Origin of the sequence: Parvibaculum sp. (assembly GCF_039680535.1) — a bacterium.
GTDB lineage: Bacteria > Pseudomonadota > Alphaproteobacteria > Parvibaculales > Parvibaculaceae > Parvibaculum.
The window spans coordinates 183,614-205,788 of sequence record NZ_JBDKSS010000008.1 but is presented as its reverse complement, the minus strand read 5'-3'; the positions used below and the strand labels follow the sequence as shown (position 1 = coordinate 205,788).

General features: G+C 62.2%; 20 protein-coding genes. 13 read left to right on the top strand and 7 right to left on the bottom strand.

What is annotated here, in order from left to right; translation table 11 throughout:
• Window positions 1-28: 28 nt before the first annotated feature.
• From cysQ to cysN, 3 genes are read left to right on the top strand one after another with little or no spacing between them, the layout of a single operon-like run.
• A complete protein-coding gene (gene cysQ / locus ABFC66_RS04940; protein WP_346739853.1) occupies window positions 29-835 on the top strand; it encodes a 3'(2'),5'-bisphosphate nucleotidase CysQ in 807 nt (268 codons plus the stop codon).
• The gene (gene cysD, locus ABFC66_RS04935; protein ID WP_346739852.1) at window positions 835-1,767 is read left to right on the top strand and encodes a sulfate adenylyltransferase subunit CysD; all 933 of its coding nucleotides are present in this window, start codon (window positions 835-837) and stop codon (window positions 1,765-1,767) included. Before cysQ ends, cysD begins: the two co-directional genes overlap by 1 nt.
• On the top strand, window positions 1,767-3,671 hold the full coding sequence (cysN, locus tag ABFC66_RS04930; RefSeq protein WP_346739851.1) for a sulfate adenylyltransferase subunit CysN: 1,905 nt from the start codon (window positions 1,767-1,769) through the stop codon (window positions 3,669-3,671). Before cysD ends, cysN begins: the two co-directional genes overlap by 1 nt.
• A 51-nt stretch (window positions 3,672-3,722) precedes the next feature.
• Here cysN and ABFC66_RS04925 read toward each other — a convergent pair whose 3' ends face one another.
• Window positions 3,723-4,700, bottom strand: a complete 978-nt coding sequence (locus ABFC66_RS04925) for a nitronate monooxygenase family protein (protein WP_346739850.1) — start codon at window positions 4,698-4,700, stop codon at window positions 3,723-3,725.
• A 284-nt stretch (window positions 4,701-4,984) separates the two neighbouring features.
• Here ABFC66_RS04925 and ABFC66_RS04920 point away from each other — a divergent pair, with 284 nt between their 5' ends.
• The 3 genes from ABFC66_RS04920 (at window position 4,985) to ABFC66_RS04910 (ending at window position 8,808) form a co-directional block, all read left to right on the top strand.
• On the top strand, window positions 4,985-6,310 hold the full coding sequence (locus ABFC66_RS04920; RefSeq protein WP_346739849.1) for a cytochrome P450: 1,326 nt from the start codon (window positions 4,985-4,987) through the stop codon (window positions 6,308-6,310).
• 23 nt (window positions 6,311-6,333) lie between these two features.
• A complete protein-coding gene (locus ABFC66_RS04915; protein WP_346739848.1) occupies window positions 6,334-7,437 on the top strand; it encodes an NAD(P)-dependent alcohol dehydrogenase in 1,104 nt (367 codons plus the stop codon).
• Window positions 7,438-7,770: 333 nt separating this feature from the next.
• Window positions 7,771-8,808 carry a fatty acid desaturase gene (locus tag ABFC66_RS04910; RefSeq protein ID WP_346739847.1) on the top strand — a complete coding sequence of 346 codons (1,038 nt, stop codon included), beginning with the start codon at window positions 7,771-7,773 and terminating at the stop codon, window positions 8,806-8,808.
• Here the strand turns inward: ABFC66_RS04910 and ABFC66_RS04905 are convergent.
• On the bottom strand, window positions 8,774-9,391 hold the full coding sequence (locus ABFC66_RS04905; protein WP_346739925.1) for an NTP transferase domain-containing protein: 618 nt from the start codon (window positions 9,389-9,391) through the stop codon (window positions 8,774-8,776). The genes ABFC66_RS04910 and ABFC66_RS04905 overlap by 35 nt on opposite strands.
• Before the next feature lie 131 nt (window positions 9,392-9,522).
• Here ABFC66_RS04905 and polX point away from each other — a divergent pair, with 131 nt between their 5' ends.
• Complete coding sequence (gene polX / locus ABFC66_RS04900; protein ID WP_346739846.1) at window positions 9,523-11,250, top strand: DNA polymerase/3'-5' exonuclease PolX; 1,728 nt, start codon at window positions 9,523-9,525, stop codon at window positions 11,248-11,250.
• A 1-nt stretch (window position 11,251) separates the two neighbouring features.
• Here polX and ABFC66_RS04895 read toward each other — a convergent pair whose 3' ends face one another.
• The 3 genes from ABFC66_RS04895 to ABFC66_RS04885 form a co-directional block, all read right to left on the bottom strand.
• Window positions 11,252-12,049 (bottom strand): fumarylacetoacetate hydrolase family protein, encoded by a 798-nt coding sequence (locus tag ABFC66_RS04895; protein ID WP_346739845.1) that lies wholly within the window; start codon window positions 12,047-12,049, stop codon window positions 11,252-11,254.
• A gap of 1 nt (window position 12,050) precedes the next feature.
• Window positions 12,051-12,818 carry an aldolase/citrate lyase family protein gene (locus tag ABFC66_RS04890; RefSeq protein ID WP_346739844.1) on the bottom strand — a complete coding sequence of 256 codons (768 nt, stop codon included), beginning with the start codon at window positions 12,816-12,818 and terminating at the stop codon, window positions 12,051-12,053.
• A gap of 98 nt (window positions 12,819-12,916) precedes the next feature.
• Window positions 12,917-13,594 carry a TetR/AcrR family transcriptional regulator gene (locus tag ABFC66_RS04885; protein ID WP_346739843.1) on the bottom strand — a complete coding sequence of 226 codons (678 nt, stop codon included), beginning with the start codon at window positions 13,592-13,594 and terminating at the stop codon, window positions 12,917-12,919.
• 240 nt (window positions 13,595-13,834) lie between these two features.
• On the opposite strand from ABFC66_RS04885, the gene ABFC66_RS04880 reads away from it, so the two are divergent.
• Genes ABFC66_RS04880 through ABFC66_RS04865 form a run of 4 tightly spaced genes read left to right on the top strand, consistent with a single transcriptional unit; the run spans window position 13,835 to window position 18,559 of the window.
• On the top strand, window positions 13,835-15,316 hold the full coding sequence (locus tag ABFC66_RS04880; protein WP_346739842.1) for a 4-hydroxyphenylacetate 3-hydroxylase N-terminal domain-containing protein: 1,482 nt from the start codon (window positions 13,835-13,837) through the stop codon (window positions 15,314-15,316).
• Entirely contained in the window at window positions 15,316-16,776 is a 1,461-nt protein-coding gene (locus tag ABFC66_RS04875) for an aldehyde dehydrogenase (RefSeq protein WP_346739841.1), read from the top strand. Before ABFC66_RS04880 ends, ABFC66_RS04875 begins: the two co-directional genes overlap by 1 nt.
• A 10-nt stretch (window positions 16,777-16,786) precedes the next feature.
• A complete protein-coding gene (locus ABFC66_RS04870) occupies window positions 16,787-17,692 on the top strand; it encodes a VOC family protein (RefSeq protein WP_346739840.1) in 906 nt (301 codons plus the stop codon).
• Window positions 17,693-17,728: 36 nt separating this feature from the next.
• Complete coding sequence (locus ABFC66_RS04865) at window positions 17,729-18,559, top strand: fumarylacetoacetate hydrolase family protein (RefSeq protein WP_346739839.1); 831 nt, start codon at window positions 17,729-17,731, stop codon at window positions 18,557-18,559.
• A gap of 72 nt (window positions 18,560-18,631) precedes the next feature.
• Here the strand turns inward: ABFC66_RS04865 and ABFC66_RS04860 are convergent, their stop codons facing one another.
• Entirely contained in the window at window positions 18,632-20,080 is a 1,449-nt protein-coding gene (locus ABFC66_RS04860) for a 4-hydroxyphenylacetate 3-hydroxylase N-terminal domain-containing protein (protein WP_346739838.1), read from the bottom strand.
• Between the two features lie 134 nt (window positions 20,081-20,214).
• Here ABFC66_RS04860 and ABFC66_RS04855 point away from each other — a divergent pair, with 134 nt between their 5' ends.
• Both ABFC66_RS04855 and dusA read left to right on the top strand, forming a co-directional pair.
• Window positions 20,215-20,712, top strand: coding sequence for a MarR family winged helix-turn-helix transcriptional regulator (locus tag ABFC66_RS04855; protein WP_346739837.1), 498 nt, complete (start codon window positions 20,215-20,217; stop codon window positions 20,710-20,712).
• A gap of 49 nt (window positions 20,713-20,761) precedes the next feature.
• Window positions 20,762-21,751: a tRNA dihydrouridine(20/20a) synthase DusA gene (gene dusA, locus ABFC66_RS04850; protein ID WP_346739924.1), complete on the top strand. Its 990-nt coding sequence runs from the start codon at window positions 20,762-20,764 to the stop codon at window positions 21,749-21,751.
• Here the strand turns inward: dusA and ABFC66_RS04845 are convergent.
• Window positions 21,743-22,168 carry a PaaI family thioesterase gene (locus tag ABFC66_RS04845; protein WP_346739836.1) on the bottom strand — a complete coding sequence of 142 codons (426 nt, stop codon included), beginning with the start codon at window positions 22,166-22,168 and terminating at the stop codon, window positions 21,743-21,745. The genes dusA and ABFC66_RS04845 overlap by 9 nt on opposite strands.
• Window positions 22,169-22,175 lie beyond the last annotated feature (7 nt).

Genomic DNA, 22,175 nt, shown 5'->3' with positions numbered 1-22,175 from the left:
TAAGGCCCGGGCACCCGGGAAAAGCCAGATGCTCGACGACCTCATTGCCATAGCGCTCAAGGCTGGCGCCGCGATCATGCCGATCTACGAACGGTTCGACGCTGCCTCGGTTGCGACCAAGGGGGATGGCTCGCCCGTCACCGCCGCTGACGAGGCCGCAGAAGCTGTGATCCTCGCCGAGCTGGCGCGGGTTGCGCCCGGCATTCCGGTGGTTGCCGAGGAGTCGGTCGCCGCCGGCAAATGCCCTGCAACGGGCAGCCGCTTCTTTCTGGTCGATCCGCTCGATGGCACCAAGGAGTTCATCAGCCGCAACGGCGAGTTCACGGTCAATATCGCGCTGATCGAGAATGGCCGTCCGGTGCTCGGCGTCGTCTACGCGCCGGCCATCGGCGACATCTATGCAGGCGGCGAGGGCCAGGGCGCGCGCGCGGCGAAGGTGGCAAATGGCGTCGTCGGCACGTGGCGGAAGATTGCCGTGCGGGCCTGCACCGGCTCCGGCATCAGCGTACTCGCCAGCCGCTCGCATCTGACCGACGAAACGAAAGCCTTTGTCGAGAAATTCTCCGTCGCCGATTTCGTCTCGGCCGGTTCATCGCTGAAATTCTGCAAGCTTGCGGCGGGCGAAGCCGATCTCTATCCGCGGCTCGGCCGGACGATGGAATGGGACACGGCGGCGGGCGACGCCGTTCTTCGCGCGGCAGAGGGCGGGGTGATGACCATGGACGGCAAGCCGCTCGTCTATGGCAAGCGCAACCAGACGGAAGATGTCGATTTCGCCAACCCGTGGTTCGTCGCCGCGGGCAGCTTCGATCCCTTCGCGACCGTAACCGAATAATGCGTGTAGACGAGGTATCTGTAATGTCTCCCGATCGGAAGTCTCATCTGAAACGGCTGGAGGATGAGAGCATTCACATCATCCGCGAGGTTGCGTCCGAGTTTCGCAATCCGGTGATGCTCTATTCGATCGGCAAGGACAGCTCGGTCATGCTGCACCTCGCCGCGAAAGCATTTTATCCCGCGCCGCCGCCTTTCCCGCTGATGCATGTCGACACGACATGGAAGTTCCGCGAGATGATCCAGTTTCGCGACGAGACGGCGAAGCGTCTGGGGTTCAACCTCATCGTTCACACGAACCAGGAAGGGCTCGCGCAGAACATCAATCCGTTCGATCACGGATCGTCCTACTACACGAATGTGATGAAGACGGATGCGCTGAAGCAGGCACTCACGAAATACGGCTTCGACGCCGCTTTCGGTGGCGCACGCCGCGACGAGGAAAAATCGCGTGCGAAGGAGCGTATCTTTTCCTTCCGTACCGCCAATCATGGCTGGGACCCGAAGAAGCAGCGCCCCGAGCTCTGGAACATCTACAACACGCGCGTTGCGCCGGGTGAATCGATCCGCGTCTTTCCGATCTCGAACTGGACCGAGCTCGACATCTGGCAATACATCATGCTCGAGGACATTCCGATCGTTCCGCTCTATTACGCGGCGAAGCGTCCCGTGGTCGAGCGTGGCGGCCAGCTCATCATGGTCGATGACGAGCGCCTGCCGCTGGAGCCGGGCGAGGTTCCGCAGGAAAAGCTCGTTCGCTTCCGCACGCTGGGCTGCTACCCGCTGACGGCTGCCATCGAAAGCGATGCCGCGACGCTGCCGGAGATCGTGCGCGAAATGCTGATCGCGCGGACATCGGAGCGTTCGGGCCGCCTCATCGACCATGACGAGGCAGGGTCCATGGAGAAGAAGAAGCGCGAGGGGTATTTCTGATGAGTGAGGTCGCTGAAAATCTCTCCGCGCAGGATCTGATCGAATATCTCGCGCAGCAGGAAAACAAGACGCTGCTGCGTTTCCTCACTTGCGGTTCGGTGGATGACGGCAAATCGACGCTGATCGGTCGTCTGCTTTACGACACCAAGCTCCTCTTCGACGACCAGCTCGCGACGTTGGAGCGCGACAGCAAGAAGCACGGGACGGTGGGCGAGGATATCGACTTCGCGTTGCTGGTCGATGGGCTCGAGGCCGAGCGTGAACAGGGCATCACCATCGATGTCGCCTATCGCTTCTTCACGACCGACAAGCGCAAGTTCATCGTCGCCGACACGCCGGGGCATGAGCAATATACGCGCAACATGGCGACCGGCGCTTCGACCGCCGATCTCGCCATTCTGCTCGTCGACGCGCGCAAGGGCATCCTGACGCAGACGCGGCGTCATGCCTTCATCGCCTCGCTGCTCGGCATTCGTCATATCGTTGTTGCGGTGAACAAGATCGACCTTGTCGATTATTCGCAGGACATCTTCGAGAAGATCCGCGACGACTTCGCGGCGTTCGCGAGCAATTTCGGTTTCAAGCAGATTGTCGCGATCCCGCTTTCCGCGCGTTTTGGCGATAACGTCATTGCACGTTCGGACCGCACCCCCTGGTACAAGGGCCCAGCGCTTCTCGATCATCTCGAAACGGTCGAAGTGGAAGACGAGCAGCTTGCGAAGCCTTTCCGCATGGCGGTGCAGTGGGTCAACCGGCCCAATCTCGATTTCCGCGGTTTCTCGGGCACCATTGCGAGCGGCACGGTGCGTCCGGGCGACCGCATCGTGGTCGCGGCGTCCGGCCGGACGAGCACGGTCGCGCGCATCGTCACCGCCGATGGCGATCTCGATGCCGCGGGCGCGGGCGACGCGGTCACGCTGACGCTTGCCGACGAGGTCGACATTTCGCGCGGCGATCTTCTCGTCGCCGCCACCGACCAGCCTGAAGTCGCGGACCAGTTCGCGGCGCATGTGATCTGGATGCACGAGGATCATCTGCTGCCGGGCCGTCCCTATCTCGTCAAGATCGGCACGAAGACGGTGACGGCGCAGGTGACGGAGATCAAGCACAAGATCGACGTCAACACGCTCGATCATCTGGCGGCAAAGGAGCTTGGGCTCAACGAGGTTGCCGTCTGTAACTTTTCGCTGTCTCAGCCCGTCGGCTTCGACGCCTATACGGCCAATCGCGGGACCGGCGCCTTCATCATCGTCGACCGCCTGTCCAATGCGACAGTCGGCGCCGGCATGATCATGTTCGGCCTTCGTCGCGCGACGAATATCCACCTGCAGGCGCTCGACGTGAACAAGGCTGCGCGCGCGAACCTGAAGGGCCAGAAGCCGGTCATTCTCTGGTTCACCGGTCTTTCGGGTGCGGGCAAGTCGACCATCGCGAACATTGTCGAGAAATACCTGCTCGCGCAGGGTCGCCACACCTACATGCTCGACGGTGACAATGTGCGTCACGGTCTCAACCGCGACCTCGGTTTCACCGAAGGCGATCGCGTGGAGAATATCCGCCGCGTCGCGGAAGTCTCGAAGCTGATGATCGACGCGGGCCTGATCGTCCTCGTCTCCTTCATCTCGCCCTTCAGGGCGGAGCGCCGCATGGCGCGCGAACTGGTGGAGGAGGGCGAGTTCATCGAGGTCTTCTGCGATACGCCGCTCGAAGTCGCCGAAAGCCGCGACCCGAAGGGCCTCTACAAGAAGGCGCGCGCCGGGCAGATCAAGAATTTCACCGGCATCGACTCGCCTTACGAGCCGCCGGAGAATCCCGAGATCAGGCTCGAATCCGGCACAAAGTCGGTCGAGCTGCTGGCGGAAGAAGTGATCGCGCTGCTGCGGTCGCGTGGCATCATCGTCTGAGAAGATTTCGGCTCGCATTCGGTTTGAATGCGAGCCGAAATTTCATTTGCATCAGGCGTCGAGGAAACCTTCGAGACGCTTGCGGATGATCACGGTCGCCTCGCTCATGATCCGGTCGATCAGTTCCTTCACAGTCGGAATGTCGTGGATGAGACCCGCGACCATGCCGCAGCTCCAGGCACCTGCATCCATTTCACCCTTCTGCATGATGCGCGGATAGACGCCACCGACGAGTTCGCGAATATCCTCGATGCCGAGGCCTTCGCCCTTGGTGTGCTCGATCTCGACGATCTTCTCGACCGCCGCATTGGTGAGCACGCGCTCCGTGTTGCGGAGATTGCGCATGATGAGGCGCGTGTCGAGTTCCGAAGCAGCGACGATCGCCTTCTTCACATTCTCATGCACAGGGGCTTCCTTGGTGGCGATGAAGCGTGTGCCCATGTTCATGCCTTCCGCGCCGAGCGCCAGCGCCGCGACGAGGCTGCGGGCATCCGCCATGCCGCCCGAGGCGACGAAGGGGATCTTCAGCTCTTCCGCCGCACGGGGCAGAAGGATCATGTTCGGCACATCGTCTTCGCCCGGATGTCCGCCGCATTCGAAGCCGTCGACGCTTACCGCGTCGCAGCCGATCTTCTCGGCCTTCAGCGAATGGCGGACGGAGGTGCATTTGTGGATCACCTTCACGCCGCCGGCCTTCAGCGCGGGCATGTACTGCTCTGGGCTGCGGCCCGCCGTCTCGACCGCCCTCACGCCGCCCTGAATGATCGCGTCGATATATTCGGGATAGGGCGGATTGGCGAAGCCTGGCAGGAAGGTGAGGTTCACACCGAAGGGCTTGTCGGTCATCTCGCGGCAGCGGGCGATTTCCTTCGACAGCGCTTCCGGCGTCGGCTGCGTCAGGCCGGTGATGATGCCGAGGCCACCGGCATTGGAGACGGCGGCCGCCATCTCGGCGAGCCCGACGAAATGCATGCCGCCCTGAATGATCGGATGCTTGATCCCGAAAAGTTCGGTGATACGCGTCTTCATTTTTCTGTTCCTCGTCGTTTCCGTGGCGGCATGTCACCGCGTTCTGATTCATACCTTAAGTTCATTCCCTGAACCTACAAAAGGGTTTGGAATCCCGAGTCTGCGACGCAGCGTCAGGGCCATGTTTCGCGGTGGGTTGGGGCGCCATGCGGCGGGCCGGATGAATCGGCTGGCCCTGCGCCGCCGTCTGGCTAATCTATGCGCCAATCCGGCTGGGAGGCCGGTTCAGAACAAAATGCCTAAGGCATTTCGTCGCCGGTGTCCGGCGGCAGGAGGAGGGTTATATGAGCACTGCGGAAGCGAGCAATGCGTTCCCCGGCTACACGCGGGACAGCATCGACGACGAGGTCGTCAATCCGGAACTTTATGCCAATGAAGATGATATCCATGCGGTGTTCGCGAAGCTGCGCAAGGAAGATCCCGTTCGACTGATGAAGCCGCGCGGTTTCCGGCCTTTCTGGTCGATCACCAAGCATGCCGACATTCAGGAGATCGAGCGCCAGAGCGACAAGTTCGTGAACCGGATGCGCACCTACCTCTCGCCCGTCGAAGGCGAGGAATGGCTGAAAGCTACCGTGGGCGATACGCATCTTTTCCGTACGCTGGTCGATCTCGACGATCCCATTCACTACAAGCTGCGGAATCTCACGCAGAGTTGGTTCATGCCGCCGAACCTCAAGAAGCTCGAAGGGCGGATCGCGGGCCTCGCAAAGGATCATGTCGACCGAATGCAGGAGCTCGGCAGCGAATGCGACTTCGTGAAGGAAGTTGCGCTGTGGTATCCGCTGCGCGTCATCATGCAGCTTCTCGGCGTGCCGAAGGAAGACGAGCCCTTCATGCTGAAGATGACGCAGGAAATCTTCGGCCCCGGCGATCCGGATGTGACGGCCGCGACTGACCACAAGGGCGATGACGATACCGTCGTCTTCAGTGGCGAGCGCGGCCAGAGCGTCGATCTCGCGGCGACGGCCCAGGCGCTGTTCGACTATTTCGGCGCGATCACCGCGGACCGCCGCAAGAATCCGAAGGACGATGTCGCCAGCGTCATCGCCAATGGCATGATCGACGGCCAGCTCATCGGCGACCGCGAAGCGATGAGCTACTACGTCATCGTCGCGACGGCAGGCCACGACACGACAAGCTCGGTGACCTCGGGCGGGCTTCTCCAGCTCATCAAGAATCCGGATCAGATGGCGAAGCTCAAGGGCGATCTTTCCCTGTTGCCGGGTGCGGTCGAAGAATCGATCCGCTGGGTGACGCCGGTGAAACACTTCATGCGCACTGCGATGGAGGACTACACGCTGCGCGGAAAGACCATCAAGGCGGGCGACGGTATCTGTCTCCACTATCCGAGCGGAAACCGCGACGAGGAGGTCTTTGACGAGCCCTTCAAGTTCAAGGTGGATCGCACGCCGAACCGCCAGATCGCCTTTGGCTATGGCGCCCATCTCTGCCTCGGCATGCATCTCGCGCGCATGGAGATCAAGGCGCTCTACAACGAGCTTCTGCCGCGCCTGAAGGATATTGAACTGGCGGGCGAGCCGAAGAACACGCGGGCGAATTTCGTCAGCGGCCTCAAATCGATGCCGGTCCGCTACCGCTTCGCCTGAAAAAAGTCGACAAGGAGAGAGAAATGAAAATAACCGCAGCGGTTGCACGTGGCGCCGATGTCGATTTCAGCATCGAGGAAGTCGAGATCGACGATCCGCGCGCCGATGAGATTCTCGTTCGCGTCGTGGGCGTCGGGCTTTGCCACACTGACCTCGTCTTCAAGGCGGCGGGGCTTCTTGGCCTGCCCGCCGTGCTCGGTCATGAGGGCTCGGGCATTGTCGAAAAGGTCGGCTCCAGCGTCTCCAAGGTGAAGGCGGGCGACCGCGTTGCCATCACCTTCCGTTCCTGCGGCGAATGCGACCGCTGCGAGAAGGGCCAGCCCGCCTATTGCCGCACCATGCCGATGCTGAACTATATCGGCATGCGGCCGGACGGCACCAAGGCGCTGCACAAGGGCGGCGAGGATGTGTCGAGCAACTTCTTCGGTCAGTCCTCCTTTGCAACCTACTGCCTGACCTATGAGCGCAATGTCGTGAAGGTGCCGGAAGGCGTCCCGCTGGAACTTGTCGGCCCGCTCGGCTGCGGCGTTCAGACGGGTGCGGGCGGCATCATCCGTTCGCTCGCCTGCGAGAAGGGCTCCTCGGTGCTGATCCTTGGCGGCGGTGCCGTCGGCCTCAGTGCCGTCATGGGTGCGGTGATTCAGGGTTGCGGCACGATCATCGTGCTGGAGCCGCATGAGGCGCGGCGCAAGATCGCGCTCGAACTTGGCGCAACGCACACGATCGACCCGAAGGCTTCGCCCGATCTCGCCGCGGCGGTGAAGGAGATCCTGCCGTTCGGCGTCGACTATGCCTTCGACACGACGGGCATTCCTGCCGTGGTGAACGCGACGATGAACTGCCTCGGCTCGCATGGCGTCTTCGGCATTGTCGGCGTCTGCCCGCCCGGCACGCCGGTTCCGGGCGATCTCTCCACCGTCATCACCTTCGGCCATACGATCAAAGGCATCATCGAGGGTGACAGCGATCCGGATGTCTTCATCCCGGAGATGATCGAGTATTACAAACAGGGGCGTCTTCCCTTCGACAAACTCATCCGCACCTATCCGCTGTCCGAGATCAACAAGGCTATCGCGGAGCAGCATCATGGCGATTGCGTCAAGGTCGTGCTGCTGACCGGCGCCTGAGAAAGGGCGGGGGGCGCGGCCGTCGCGGCTGTGCCCCCCAACCCCTCGTCAGGTCTGCCTGCAGGGGCGGATACGCTTCGTCCCGCTGTCCGCCGGGGGCCAAAAATGGCGGTTCTCCGCCGGTCCGGCGGGTGCGACGCGATAGACCTTTCTTCCGCCATAAAAATCGGGCACTTGTTTCAGGTCGCGTTTCTGTTCCAGCACGATCCACATCGAATGGCGCATGCTTCCGACACTCGCGCAGGCAGAACTGCGCGGGGATTCGACACCTGTCGTCGGCTGTGTACCGCTCGACAATGCGCGCCATGGGGCGCGTGAACAGGAGATGCGACCATGACGGCGCAGGATGAACGCGCGGCCCCGCGCCTCGATGCGGGCCGCCTGGCGCGTCTGCTCAATCATTATCGTGATGCGAATACCGGGCGCGGAATCTTCGAACTTGCGGTGACGGCCGTACCCTTCGTCATCGCCTGGGGCTTGATGGCGCTCGCCTTCTATCGTGGCTATATCTGGCTCTACGCCCTGCTGATGCTGCCCGCAGCCGGGTTTCTGGTTCGCCTGTTCCTCATCCAGCATGATTGCGGCCATGGCGCCTTCCTGCCGAACCGGGCGGGTAACGACTGGGTCGGCCGTATCATCAGTGTGCTGACACTGACGCCCTATGACCACTGGAAGCGCAGCCACGCCATTCATCACGCAACGGCCGGCAATCTCGACCGGCGCGGCATTGGCGATGTGGATACGCTGACGGTTGAGGAGTACCTCGCACGCTCGCGCTGGGGGCGGCTTCGCTATCGCTTCTATCGGCACCCGATCGTGATGTTCGGAATCGGCCCGATGTATCTCTTTCTTGTGCAGAGCCGCGTGCCCACCGGCTTCATGAGCAAGGGCTGGCGGCCATGGGCGAGTGCCATGTCGACCAACATCGCTATCGCGGTGGCGGCGGGCCTGATGATCTGGGCGGTAGGCTTCTGGCCCTTCATCCTCATCCAACTCCCGGTCGTGCTTCTCGGTGCGACGGCGGGTGTCTGGCTCTTCTTCATTCAGCACCAGTTCGAAGAGACGCAATGGTCGAAGGGCGACAGCTGGCATATGCAGGATGCGGCGCTGCATGGCAGCTCCTACTATGTGCTTCCGCCTGTGCTTCGGTGGTTCTCCGCGAATATCGGCGTGCATCATGTGCATCACCTTTCGAGCCGCATTCCCTATTACCGTCTGCCGGAAGTTCTGCGCGACCATCCGGAACTGCGCGGCGTCGGTCGCGTGACGCTGCTGCAAAGCTTCAAATGCGTGAGCCTCGCCCTTTGGGACGAAAAGCGCCGCCAGCTCATTTCCTTCAGGGATTTGCGCCGGGAATACTCGGCCGCCTGAGTGCGGCGATGCGTTCGGCCTCCGCGAGGTCGGCAGGCGTGTTCACATTGAAGAAGGCCTGCGGATCGTCGATTGAGCGGTGAATTGCGCCGAAGGCCGCCAGGGTTTGCCACACGCTGCGGAAGCTTCCATCCTCGACGCCTTCGCGCAAACGGGACAGGCAGTCGAGCGGCCACAGGGCGCAAAGCCCCTCGATCCCCGCGGCGCTCGTTGCGACGACAGGCCTTGCCGCATGGGGCTCGCGGACGGCGGCGAGCCTTGCGACGAGATTGCGTGGAAGAAACGGCGCGTCGGCGGGAAAGGTTGCGAGCCATTGGGCCGAGCCAAGTTCCGCCGCCCATTCGAGGCCCGCGACGACGCCACCGAGCGGACCGGCATTTCCCGAGAAAGGATCGTGCAGGCAGGCAATGCCCCGGGCCCGCCAGTCTGCATAGGCGTCTGCTGCATCAGCGCGAATATTGATGGCGAGCGCCGAGACCTGCGGTCGGGCGAGGTCCATCACCGCATCGAGAAGCGTAGCCCCGCGAAAGGGCGCGAGCGGCTTTTCCGGGGCGCCTAATCGCGTCCCGCGGCCACCCGCTATGATGATGCCTGCGATATCCAGCTTATGAAGCTCCTGTTACCCATTCGGGTTGATGCAGGTCAATGTAACGCCTCTCCATTTCGGCTGCGATGCTTTTGAAGTGTCACTCAGCTCCGATGTGGTCGCCGCCCATGCCCACTCACAATCCCGATATCGCGCAGGCGCTGGATGATGTGGCCGATCTTCTCGAGCTTCAGAATGCCAATCCCTTCCGCGTGCGCGCCTATCGCAACGCCTCCCGCGTCATTCGCAGTCTCGACACGGAAGTTTCGGTCATGCTTCAGCGTGGCGACGATCTGGCCGAGCTTCCCGGCATAGGTGACGATCTGGCCGAGAAGATCGCAACGCTCGCGAAGTCCGGCCATCTTCCGCTGCTCGACCGCTTGCGGAAAGATATTCCCGCCGTTGCCACCGAATTGCTGAAGCTGCCGGGGCTGGGACCGAAGCGCGTGCGCGCTCTTTGCGAGGAACTCGATCTTCACAATGTCGAGCAGTTGCACCGCGCGCTTCTCGACGGGCGTGTCCGCGCATTGCCGGGATTTGGTGCTACCACGGAAACGAAGCTTCTTCATGCAGTGGAGGCGCGGAGCAAGGCCCCGGCGCGGCTGAAGCTTGCGCTGGCGGAGAGCTATGTCGAACCTCTGCTCGCCTGGCTGCGCGGCGCGCCCGGTATCGAGAAGCTCATCGTCGCGGGCAGCTACCGCCGTTGCCGCGAGACGGTCGGAGACATCGACATCCTTGCCACCGCGCCAAAAGGCGAGCCGGTGGTTGCGCGGTTCACGGCTTATGAAGAAGTCGGAAAGGTGATGGCGGCCGGCACCACCCGCGCGACCATTGCCTTGCAATCCGGTTTGCAGGTCGATCTGCGTGTCGTGCCGCCGCAGAGCTATGGCGCTGCGCTTCATTATTTTACAGGCAGCAAGGCTCACAACATCGCCATTCGCAAAATCGGCCAGAAGCGCGGCCTGAAGATAAATGAATATGGCGTCTTCCGGGGTGAGAAGCGCATCGCCGGCAAGACGGAGGAGGAGGTCTATCGCGCCGTCGATCTACCTTACATCGAGCCCGAGCTTCGCGAGGATCGCGGCGAGATCGAAGCGGCGGCAGCGGGAAAGCTTCCGCATCTGGTGGCGCTGAGCGATCTGCGCGGCGATCTTCATGCCCACACCAATGCGACGGACGGCCATGAGACGCTTGGCGAGATGGCCGAGGCGGCGCGTGCGCGAGGTCTCGAATATCTTGCCATTACCGATCACTCGCGCCATCTCGCCATGACGCATGGTCTCGATACGAAGAGGCTGATGCGGCAGGGCGACGCGATCGACCGCATCAATGCGGAGAAATCCGGGATCACGCTGCTGAAGGGCATCGAGGTCGATATTCTGGAAGACGGAAAGCTCGATCTGCCAGACGAAGTTCTTGGCCATCTCGATTTCGTGATCGGCGCGGTTCACAGCCAGTTCGGACTTTCGCGCGCGAAACAGACCGAACGTATTCTCCGCGCCATGGAGCGTCCGCATTTCACTGTGCTCGCGCATCCGACCGGCAGGCTCATCGAAGAGCGAGAGCCTTATGATGTCGACATGCCGAGGATCATCCGCGCCGCGAAGGAGCGTGGCTGCTTCCTCGAATTGAATGCCCATCCGGACCGGCTCGACCTCACCGACATCCACTGCCGTCTGGCGAAGGAGGAGGGGGTTCTCCTCAGCATCGGAACCGATGCGCACAGGGCGCAGGATCTCGCCTATCTGCGCTTCGGCGTTGCGCAGGCGCGCCGTGGCTGGCTCGAAAAGAGCGACGTGCTGAACACGCGCTCTCTCAAGACGTTGCGGCCGCTTCTTGCGCGCACGATGCGATAGCCTAGTCGCCGACAAAACTCGTCAGTACATCGCCAAGACCGTTATCGAAGCTCGCGACGATGTTGTCGCCTGCCTTGACGGGAAAGGCGCGGACGAATGACCCGGTGAGGATCACGTGACCCGGTTCGAAGGTGACGCCGAATTCGCCGAGCTTGTTCGCAAGCCACGCGACCGATGTCACCGGATTGCCGAGAACGGCCGAGGCAAACCCCTCCTGCTCGACCTTGCCATTGTTGATGATCGAACCCTTCACGCGGCGAACGTCGATGGAATCAAGCGGGCGCGGATTGGCGCCGAGCACGACCGCGCCGCAGGCGGCGAGGTCCGCCACTGTGTCGATCAGGTTCATTCCTGGTTCGCGCGCGAGGCGGAAATCGACGATCTCTATGGCGGGCAGCACGAAGTCCGTGGCGCGGATCACGTCCACGGGCAGGACGCCCGGGCCTTGCAGCGCATGTTTCATCACGAAGGCGATCTCGATCTCGATCATCGGCGAGAAAAAGCGCGAGGCGGGGATTGGCGTGTCTTCCGGGATGAAGAGATCGTCGGTCATCGCGCTGAAGTCGGGCTCCGTCGAGCCCGCCATTTCCTGCATCGGCTTCGATGTGAGACCGACCTTGTAGCCCTTTATGCGGGCGCCGGCCTTCACTTGCCGGGCGACGAACTCTTCCTGAATGCGATAGGAGTCCTCGACCGTGATACCCGGATAGGTCTTGGTGAGAAGACGGATCGGCTGGCGCGTCTCGTAAACCCGGAACAGATCGTCGACGATCTTGCTGCGCGTCGCTTTGTCGAGCATCTCAGTTTCCTTTCGCGGCAGTGCGGACCGTTTCGAGATCCATGCGGGTGGCCATGGTGAGCGCGGCAATATCCGTGGTCACGGAAATCATCTGGAAGCCCTGCGAAATACGCAGCGGTGCGACCTTGGAATTGGAAAGCACTGCGGTCGCGGCGCCGGCCTGTTTCGCGGCTGCGGCCACCTTGGCGATCGCGGCGTCGAAGGCGGGCTTGCCGTCATTGTCTCCCGGGGGAAGGCCAAGGGCGACCGAGAGGTCGAAGGGGCCGACGAAGAGCGCATCGACGCCAGGCACCGCGGCGATCTCCTCGACGGCGGCAAGCGCTTCCGCTGTCTCGATCATCGGGATGACGGCGACGCGGGAATTGGCCTCGCCGAAATAGCCGGGGCCGTCGCGCATACCGACGCGCACCGGGCCGAAGCTGCGGCGTCCCATGGGCGGATAGAGGCAGGCATCGACGGCCTTCCTTGCGTCTTCCACCGTCTGGATCATGGGGATGACGACGCCGAGCGCGCCAGCGTCGAGCACGCGGCCGATGATGCCCGGATCGTTCCAGGGCACACGGACGATCGGAATGGCGGAAGTGAGATCGATGGCGCGGATCATCGAGAGTGCAGTCTCGTAATCCATGCAGCCATGCTGCATGTCGATCAGCACCCAGTCGAAGCCGTTACGCGCCAGCGCCTCGGCCGAAAGCGCGCCCGGCATCATGCACCAGGCGCCAAGTGTTACTTCCCCCGCGCGCCAGCGGGCCTTCAAGGCAGCAGCCATGACAAACCTCCCCAGTCGTCCGCGTAAAATCGCGGAGCGTTATATAACTGAGTGTCATCATAAATGATGAAAGTCAATATGGGCGATGCGGCCCGCGCCTAGTGAGCGACGATGCCCTCGATGGCGAGTTCGAGTCGCGGGCGAAGTCGCTTTATGAATTGCGTCTTGGTGACAATGCCGCTGAGCCAGCCTACGAGGCCGATGTAGTAGATCGCGAAGAGGCTCTCGGCGACGAGAAGCGGGTCGATGTCGAGACGCAGCTTCCCCGCCTTCTGCCCCGCGATGATGAGATCGGCGATCCCGCCATAGATTACCGGCATCAACGCCATGAGGTCGTCATGGCGGGAAGATTTCTCCGGCGGGACGGTGATCTCTCTGATGAGCGCCTTGGCCAGGTCGATATCCCGGGCGTGATAGACGATCATCATGTCGAAGACATGCATGAGCTGGTTGATGAGGCTCGATCCGGCGGGCAGCGTCTTGAACGCTTCCTGCGAGGTCGCAATCATTTCGTCCTTGAAGACCATGACGAGCAGGTCTTCCTTCGACTTTGCATAGAGAAAGAGGGTGCCGGTTCCGATATCGGCCTTTTCGGCAATTTCCTGCGTGGTCGTCTCGGCAAAACCCTTGGTGCCGAAGAGTTCCTTCGCGGCCTCGACGATTCGAGCGAGCTTTTCCTGCTTGTTGCGTTCCCGCCTTCCGGCAGGAACGGCCTCGCGCCTTTCCTCTGCCCCCGCGCGCGCCTCCGAAACCTGCTTTTTCTTACGTTCGACCACCGCTCGCCGCCTCTCCGCACAGAAAGAACCTGAAGCACAACATGTCGGTTGAACCGGCAATGTCAATGCGCCCGACCGCAGCATGCCCCCTTCGACTTGACAGCCTCGGGCGAGTCTATAATCTGAGTGTAGTCATAATTGAGAACCGTCACAACAGCCGGGTCGCGGCGACGTCAGGGAGGCGTCGGCGCGGAAAAAGCGGCGAACGGTCAAAGACTGGAAACGCTCAGGGAGGGAAACATGCCGGCTCGTACCGGGAGGCAGTTCTTGCAGGGCCTCAAGGGGCCTCGCGAGATCTGGATCGGCGCGGATAAGGTTGAGGACATAACGGAGCATCCGGCCTTTGCCGGTGCGGCGCATGGGCTCGCGGGGGTCTTCGACCTTCAGCATCAATTTGCGGATGACTGCCTGATGGCCGACCCGGAAACGGGCGAGGCGATCAATGTCAGCCACATGATTCCGCGTTCGAAGGAAGACATTCTTCGCCGCCACAAGGGGTTGACGCGCATCGCCGAATACACGGTCGGCATCATGGGTCGCTCGCCGGACTACATGAATGTCACCTATGCGGGCTTCGCGGGCCGCGCCGACGAGTGGGGCGCGAATGGCAACGAGCAGGGCGCGGAGAACCTCGTCAACTACCAGAAGTTCCTGCGCCGCAACGACATCTCGCTGACCCATACGATCATCCAGCCGACCATCGACAAGGCGCAGGGCGATGCGCCGAAGCCCGGCAATGACGTCGCGCTGCACAAGGTCGGCGAAACGGAGCATGGCATCGTCGTGCGCGGCGCGCGCATCCTTGCGACGCTCGCGCCCTTTGCCGATGAACTAGCCGTCTATCCCGCCGCGCCGCTGCCGCCCGGTGCGGATGATTATGCGCTCGCCTTCTGCATCCCCATGTCGACGCCGGGGCTCAAGTTCATTTGTCGCGACAGCTGCGCCGGTTCGCGCAATCTGCACGACCACCCGCTGTCCTCGCGTTTCGATGAGCAGGACGCCTTTGTGATCTTCGACGATGTGGAAGTGCCTTGGGACCGGCTCCACATCAACTGCAACCTCCCGGTCTACAATCAGGTGATGACCACGGGCTGGTACCCGAACGTCATGCAGCAGACCATGATCCGGGCGCAGACCAAGCTGGAATTCGCATGGGGGCTCGGCACGCGCATGTGCGAGGCGATCAACGGCCTGCAGCCGCCCGCCATGCAGATGCTCGGCGAAATCTGGACTTTCTCGGAATTCGCCCGCGCCTGCATTCAGTCCGCCGAGGCAAATGCGCATGAATTCGGCAACGGCGTCTGGTTCCCGCAGGGCGCGCCGCTCGTCGCGCTTCGCGCGACGCTGCCGACCTGGTTTCCGCGTGTGAACGAGATCATCCGCCTCCTCGGTTCGCACAACCTGCTCGCTGCGCCGACGGAAGCGCAGCTTGCGGATCCGAATCTCCGTCCGCTCATCGACCAGTTCATGCGCGGAGCGGGTGCCGTTACCGCGCAAGAGCGCGCGCGCATCTTCCGCCTTGCATGGGATTTCGTCGGCAGCGCGCTGGCGAGCCGCGGCGAGCAGTATGAGCGTTTCTATCTCGCGTCCGGTGCACGCAATCAGCAGCTGGCGCAACTTTTGGCGGAGCGCACACGCGCGGACCGTCTCGTCGATCGCTTCCTGAATGAGGGAAGCGAAACCTCGAAGCAGAAGGCAAAGCCTGTGGTGGAGACTGTTTGATGAGTGGAAATATCGCGAAGGTCGCAGGCGTCGAGGTCTCGACCGATCATTATATCAACGGACGGCGCGTCTCCTCGAAGGAGCGGTTCTCGAATTTCTCGCCGGTCGACGGTTCGCATCTCGCGGACGTCGCAGCGGCGGGCAAGCCCGAGGTGGATGAAGCGGTGGCTGCCGCCCGCAAGGCGTTTCCGGCCTGGGCGGCGCTCGGACCGAAGGGACGCCTGCCATATCTCAAGCGCTTTGCCGATGGCATCAGGGCGCGTGCCGCCGAGCTTGCGGCCGTCGAAACGATGGATAACGGCTCGCTGCTTCTCGGCAATGTGCACAGGGGAGTGCCGCGGGCCGCGCAGAACATCGAGTTCTTTGCCGACTGGGCGCTGACGCTTGATGGGCACTCGATCGAGGGGCCGGAAGTCGTCAACCATGTGAAATACGATCCGTCGGGCGTCGCCGCGCTCATCACTCCATGGAACGCGCCGCTGATGCTGACCACGTGGAAGGTGGGCCCGGCACTTGCAGCGGGCAACACCGTTGTCGTCAAGCCGCCGGAGTGGGCGCCGCTCACCTGCTCGCTGATGGCTGACATCGCCCATGCGGCGGGTATTCCCGCGGGCGTCCTCAATGTGGTGCAAGGCATCGGCGAAGTCGCGGGCGATGCGCTGGTCAATCATCCGGATCTCGACCGCATCAGCTTCACCGGCTCGACCGACACCGCCAAGATCATCGGTCAGGCGGCGGCGCGTTCGATCACGCCGATGAGTTCGGAGCTTGGCGGCAAGTCGCCTTTCATTGTCTGCGCCGATGCCGATCTCGATGCGGCGGCCCAGACGGTCGCGGGCCAGTACATGAACGCCGGTCAGGTCTGCCTTGCGGGCACGCGCATTCTGGTCGAGAAATCGATCGAAGAGCCATTCCTCGAAAAGGTTCGCGCGGCCGCAAGTCATATGGTTGTGGGCGATCCGCGCGACAAGGACACGCGCGTCGGGCCCCTCATTCATCCCGAGCATTTCGAGCGCGTCGCGGGCTTCGTCGAACGCGCGAAGAAGGACGGTGCGGTTCCGCTCTGGGGCGGCAGCCGTGCGAATTTCGGCGAGCTCTATTTCCAGCCGACGCTCTTTGCCCATGTGAGCCCGGAACTTGAAATCGCGCAGCGCGAAGTCTTCGGTCCGGTGCTGACCTGGCAGAGCTTCTCCTCGGATGACGAGGCGATCGAGGTCGCGAACAATACGCGTTACGGCCTTGCCGGCACGCTCTTCAGCCGCAACGAGGCGCGTGCCATGAACATCGCCTCGAAGGTGGTTGCCGGTACGCTCTGGGTGAACTGCTTCTTCGTCCGCGATCTCGCGGCGCCATTCGGCGGTTCGCGCGACTCCGGCATCGGTCGCGAAGGCGGCAGCTGGAGCTTCGATTTCTACAGTGACATCAAAAACATTTCGGTCCGCAAGGGATCGTTTGCCTGAGGGGGGAATCATGACGGCAGAAGTCACAGAGCTGGGCTACGTCACGCTCGGCGTCAGCAATCTCGCTGCTTGGGAGCAGTATGCTTCGCAGATCCTGGCCCTTGAGGTGCGCCCGGGCGAGGATGAAAAGACCCGTTATCTCCGGATGGATTATTGGCACCACCGGATCAAGCTGGTCGAGAATCCGGCGGACGACCTGCTGGCCATGGGCCTCCGTCTCGCGGGCGTTCTGGAGTTCCGCGAAATGGCAAGCCGACTCAAGGGAGCGGGTGTCGATGTCAGGATAGGCACCACTGAGGAAGCCGAGGCCCGGCATGTGCTCGAAGTCATGTTCGTGACAGATCCGAACGGATTTGCGATCGAACTCTTTCACGGTCCGCTCGTGCAATATGACCTACCCTTCCATCCGGGCAGGGGGATGCATGGAGGTTTCAAGACCGCGGGTGGGGGGTTCGGTCACATGATGCTGAACCGTCGCGCCGGGTTCGAGGAGCTACATGCATTCTACACGCTGCTCGGGATGCGGGGTGGAGTCGAGTACAAGATCGCGATCCCGGGTATGCCGGAAAAGGTTGAGTTGCTGTTCCTTCACTGCAATACGCGGCAGCATACTCTCGCTTTCGGCGGACCTTCGGAGAAGACGATCAATCATCTGATGTTCGAGATGCAGCGGCTCGAAGATGTCGGGCTAACGCATGACTTCGTGCGCTTGGCGCAACTGCCGGTGATCATCGAACCGGGCAGTCATGCCAACGATCACAACTTCTCCTTCTACTTCAAGAACCCATCCGGCTTCATGAACGAAATCGGATGGGGCGGACGCGAACCGACGGGTCAGTCTGAATATTATCAGCGGGATGCCTACGGTCACGTACCGATTTTCGAGAACATGAAGGGATTCATGGTGCCGGCCTGAAGAGCCTCACCGGGAAAAAGACAGGGAGAAATCAATATGTCCGTTCTAGAAGGCCCGCGCGAGGAATGGCGCCGCATCCTGCATGAGGGCACGCCGAAATGGGTGCGGCCTGAAGGCGATCTGCTGCGGCTTGGCGACGGGCGCACCGTCGCCGATGCCGACGCGACCTATCTGCCGCCTTGCGATCCGACCAAGATCATCTGCATTCATCTGAACTACGACTCGCGTCGCGTCGAGTTCAAGGCGCCGCCGCTCGTCACGCCGACCTATTTCCAGAAGCCGCTCACCGCGCTCAATTCGCATCGCGGCTTTCTCAACCGCCCGGCCGATTGCCAGTATCTCAACTATGAAGGCGAGATCGCGGCCATCGTCGGCAAGCCGATGCGCAATGTCGCGCGCGAGGACGTGTGGGATCATCTGGCGGGCTTCGCCGCGGCAAACGATGTCGGCGCACAGGACTTCCGCGATACCGATGCGGGCTCCATGCTGCGCGTGAAGGGGCATGATGGTTTCTGTCCTGTGGGCCCCGGCATCGTGCGCGGCGTCGATATTCGGGAGCAGACGGTGCGTACCTATATCAACGGCAAGGTCGTGCAGGACGGTCCGGTCAGCGAGATGACCTTTCCGATCGACTACATCTTCGCCGATCTCTCGCGTCACATCACCTTCCTGCCGGGAGACATCGTGCTCACCGGCACGCCGGCCAATTCACGCCCGATGAATATCGGCGACGTGGTCGAGGTCGAGGTGACGAATATCGGCAAGGTAACGAATACGGTGCAGGAAGTGCCCGCGCCGCTGCACAAGGTCGGCCATCAGCCGACGGATACCGAGGCGGTACGTCGCGTCGCGCTCGGACAGTTCTGAAATAACGCTTCGCAAACAAAGAAGCCCGGCAATCTTTCGATTGCCGGGCTTTTCTCTTTTATGGATCGCCGATCAATCGACGCCAATGGCCTTGAGCATGGCGGGCACTTCCGTCCATTCGCGCTCCATCTGGGCGAACATGTGGTCCAGCGCGAAGTTGCGCGGGGCGCTCGCCAGATAGAAGCGCTCGTAGAGTTCGACGCGGCCGCCGAGCGCGGAGCCCGCGAAGTCCCAGGCCGTGCGGAAGAGCTTGGCCCGGTCGCGTGCGCTCATGCCGTTCGAGCCCGGCATATAGGTCTTGATGAGGTGACCGATTTCCGGATTGTCGATGGCGTCGAGCGATGGCGTGGCGAGCAGGTTGTGCGAGCCGATCGTCTTGATCGCGTCATTCGCCTTCACCATCCAGCCGGGCATCATGGCGCGCGTTGCACGGAAGGGGCGATCGTCCGGGAAGAAAGCGCCATTGCCCCAGTCATGGGCGCCCGCCTCTGCCGCCGTGATGGCAGAGCGCGTCAGCTGCGAATAGGCCCAGAGCTCGCCGAGGAGCGCGGCGGTTTCGGGGCGCTTGTCCGCATTGGTCGCCTGCGCCATGCGGGTGCAAAGCTCATAAGCGAATTCGAGCTTCACCGCGGCACGGATGCAGGTCTGCTGCATGATGTTCGCCGCCCAACCGTGGCGCATCAACCCGTTATAGATGTCGAGGTCGCCGTCGATGAAGACGCGCTCATTCGGGATCTCCACATCGTCGAAGATCATGAAGGCGTCCTGCTCGTCGAAGCGCGACGAGAAGGGATGGTCGCCCGCCGATGAGTTGACGCCGTAATGATCGCGGCAAAGCGTGATAAGGCCCTTGGTGTTCATCGGGATGGAGAAAGCGAGCAGCGTATCCGGATTGACGCTCGGCGGCTGCGGCACGCCGGGATAGACAAAGAGCTCATCGGCGAAGGGCCCAAGCGTCGCAAGAATCTTGGCGCCGCGCACCACGATGCTGTCCTTCGTGCGGCGCACGACCTTCAGCGCGCATTCGCCGTTGACGCCCTGCGTATCCGGGATCGACTTGTCGACGACGGGATGGATGATCGTGTGGGTGAGGGAAAGATCGCCTTCGACGACTTCGCGATAGAAGCGGCGCAGCCTGTCGGAATAGGTCTTGTCGCCCTTCGATTCGAAAATGTCGTTGCGAGCGACGAAGCCCGCCAGCGTCACATTCACATAGTCGGGCGTGCGGCCGAGCATACCGACCGAGTAGCGTGCGAAGCGCTCGAAGGCCTTGTGGCGGCGCTGAAGATCTTCGGCGTTGCGCGGCACGATGAGGCTCGCGCTCATCGGCTTGCCGGTTTCGGGGTCGGGGGTGAGGCAGTCTTCGGCATGGGTGTTCTGCCAGTCGAAATATCCGGCCATGCCCTTGAGCGATCCGGCGAAAGCCGGATGGCTCATGATGTCCACTTTCTCATTGCCGAGCCAGACGGTGCGGTCGTCGCGCAAGCCGTCGAGATACTGTTGACCAGTACGTGCCGTCATCGTTTCCTCCCAAGCCCTGTCGGGCGGGCTCCCTATGGTTCAGGCGGCCCTTGGGGCCTATTATGTGAAGCCAAATAATGTGACCTCACATGAATAATGACTGAGCGTAGTCAGTTTTGCAAGGAGGCGGTTCGGTGTTCACGCCGGAAGAATTCGAAATCCTGTTGAGAGAGCGCTTCCGGCAGGAGGGGCCCGGTGTCGACGTCGCCGCGAACAGTGTCATCGTGGGCATGGTGCTGGGGGCCATGCGGGCCGAAGTGGTGCTTGAACAGCAGGTCCATCGGCCGCAGGGACTGACCTGGGCAGGGTTCCGCATGCTCTTCTGCCTGTGGATATGCGGACCGATGAGCACGGGTGACTTGTCGCGCATGCTTTTCACCACTGCGCCAACGGTCTCCAGCGTGCTCAATACGATGGAGGGCAGGGGCTATGTCGAGCGGCGGCGCTCAAGCGAAGACCGCCGACAGGTCTCCGTGCATCTGACGTCCGTGGGTGAAAAGCTCATCGCCCGTGCCTTCCGCGCGCAGCACGTGCTCGAAAAGAAATGGGTGGCGGGTCTGCCGCCTTCCGATGTTGCCGCCTTCCTGCGCGTTATTCGCCATCTGACGGAGAAGGTGCAGGCATCGGCGTGAGTTTTCAGGATTTCTTGATTAAATGGATCGTTCCGGCGATGTTCCGGCCATGAATACGCCGAACCACCGTATTTCCGTTGCGCCCATGATGGACTGGACGGACCGGCACGACCGGTACTTCCTGCGCCTCATCACGCGCCGCGCGCTGCTCTATACGGAGATGGTGACGACGGGCGCCGTCATTCATGGCGACCGCGATCATCTTCTCGGCTTCGATACGAGCGAGCATCCGGTGGCCGTGCAGCTTGGCGGATCGGAGCCTGCCGATCTCGCGGAAGCGGCGAGGATTGCCGAGGGCTACGGCTATGACGAGGTGAACCTCAATGTCGGCTGCCCGTCGGACCGCGTGCAGTCCGGACGCTTCGGCGCCTGCCTCATGCGCGAACCTGCGCTCGTCGCAGAATGCGTCGCGGCGATGCGCAAGGTGGTCTCAATCCCGGTCACGGTCAAATGCCGCATCGGCGTCGACGATCAGGACCCGGCCGTGGCGCTGCCGACGCTTGCGCGGATGGTGAGTGACGAGGGATGCAAGACGTTGATCGTTCATGCGCGGAAAGCATGGCTCGAAGGGCTGAGCCCACGCGAGAACCGCGACATTCCTCCGCTCGAATATGACCGCGCCTATCGGTTGAAGCGCGATATGCCGGACATGGAAATCATCATCAATGGCGGCATCCAGACGCTCGATGAGGCAGCCGCGCATCTCGACCATGTCGATGGCGCGATGCTTGGCCGCGCCGCCTACCAGACGCCCTATGTGCTGGCCGATGTCGACCGGCGTTTCTATGGCGAGACGAAGCCGCCATTGAGTCCGCATGAGGTGCTGGAAGCATTCCTGCCCTACGTCGAAGCGCAGCTTGCTCGTGGCATTCATCTCCATGCCATGTCGCGCCACATTCTGGGAATCTTCCACGGGGCGCCCGGCGCGCGGGCCTTCCGCCGCTATATCTCGGAGAATGCGCCGCGGCACGGCGCGGGTGTGCAGGTTATCCGCGATGCGATGGCGCTGGTGCCTCGCGAGGCGCTTGTCTCAGCGTGAGCCGATGATGGCCCAGGCGCCGCTCGCATTGAGAATGAGCTTGTCGCCTATGCGCAGTTCCGATCTCAGGAAACAGACCGAGCGTCCCTGACGCAGCAATTCGGCGCGGCCTTCGATCCAGTCGCCTTCGCGACCGGCGCCGACGAAATCCATGGTGAGCGTGATGGTGGCGCATGGCGCACCCCCAATTGCGTGGAAGACGAGGCTTCCCATCAACGTGTCGGCGAAGGTCGTGAGCATGCCGCCATGCACCACGCCGAAGGGATTGCAATGCTTGCGTGCGGCACGAAAGCCCCACACGGCCACACCTTCGGGCGCGTCCTGACGCTGGTAGAAGGGACCTGCCAGAGTCTCGAAATTTTCCGTGCCTGAAAAAGCTCCCACGGGCACGAAGCCCGTGGGAATGTCGATGGCCATGTTTGCT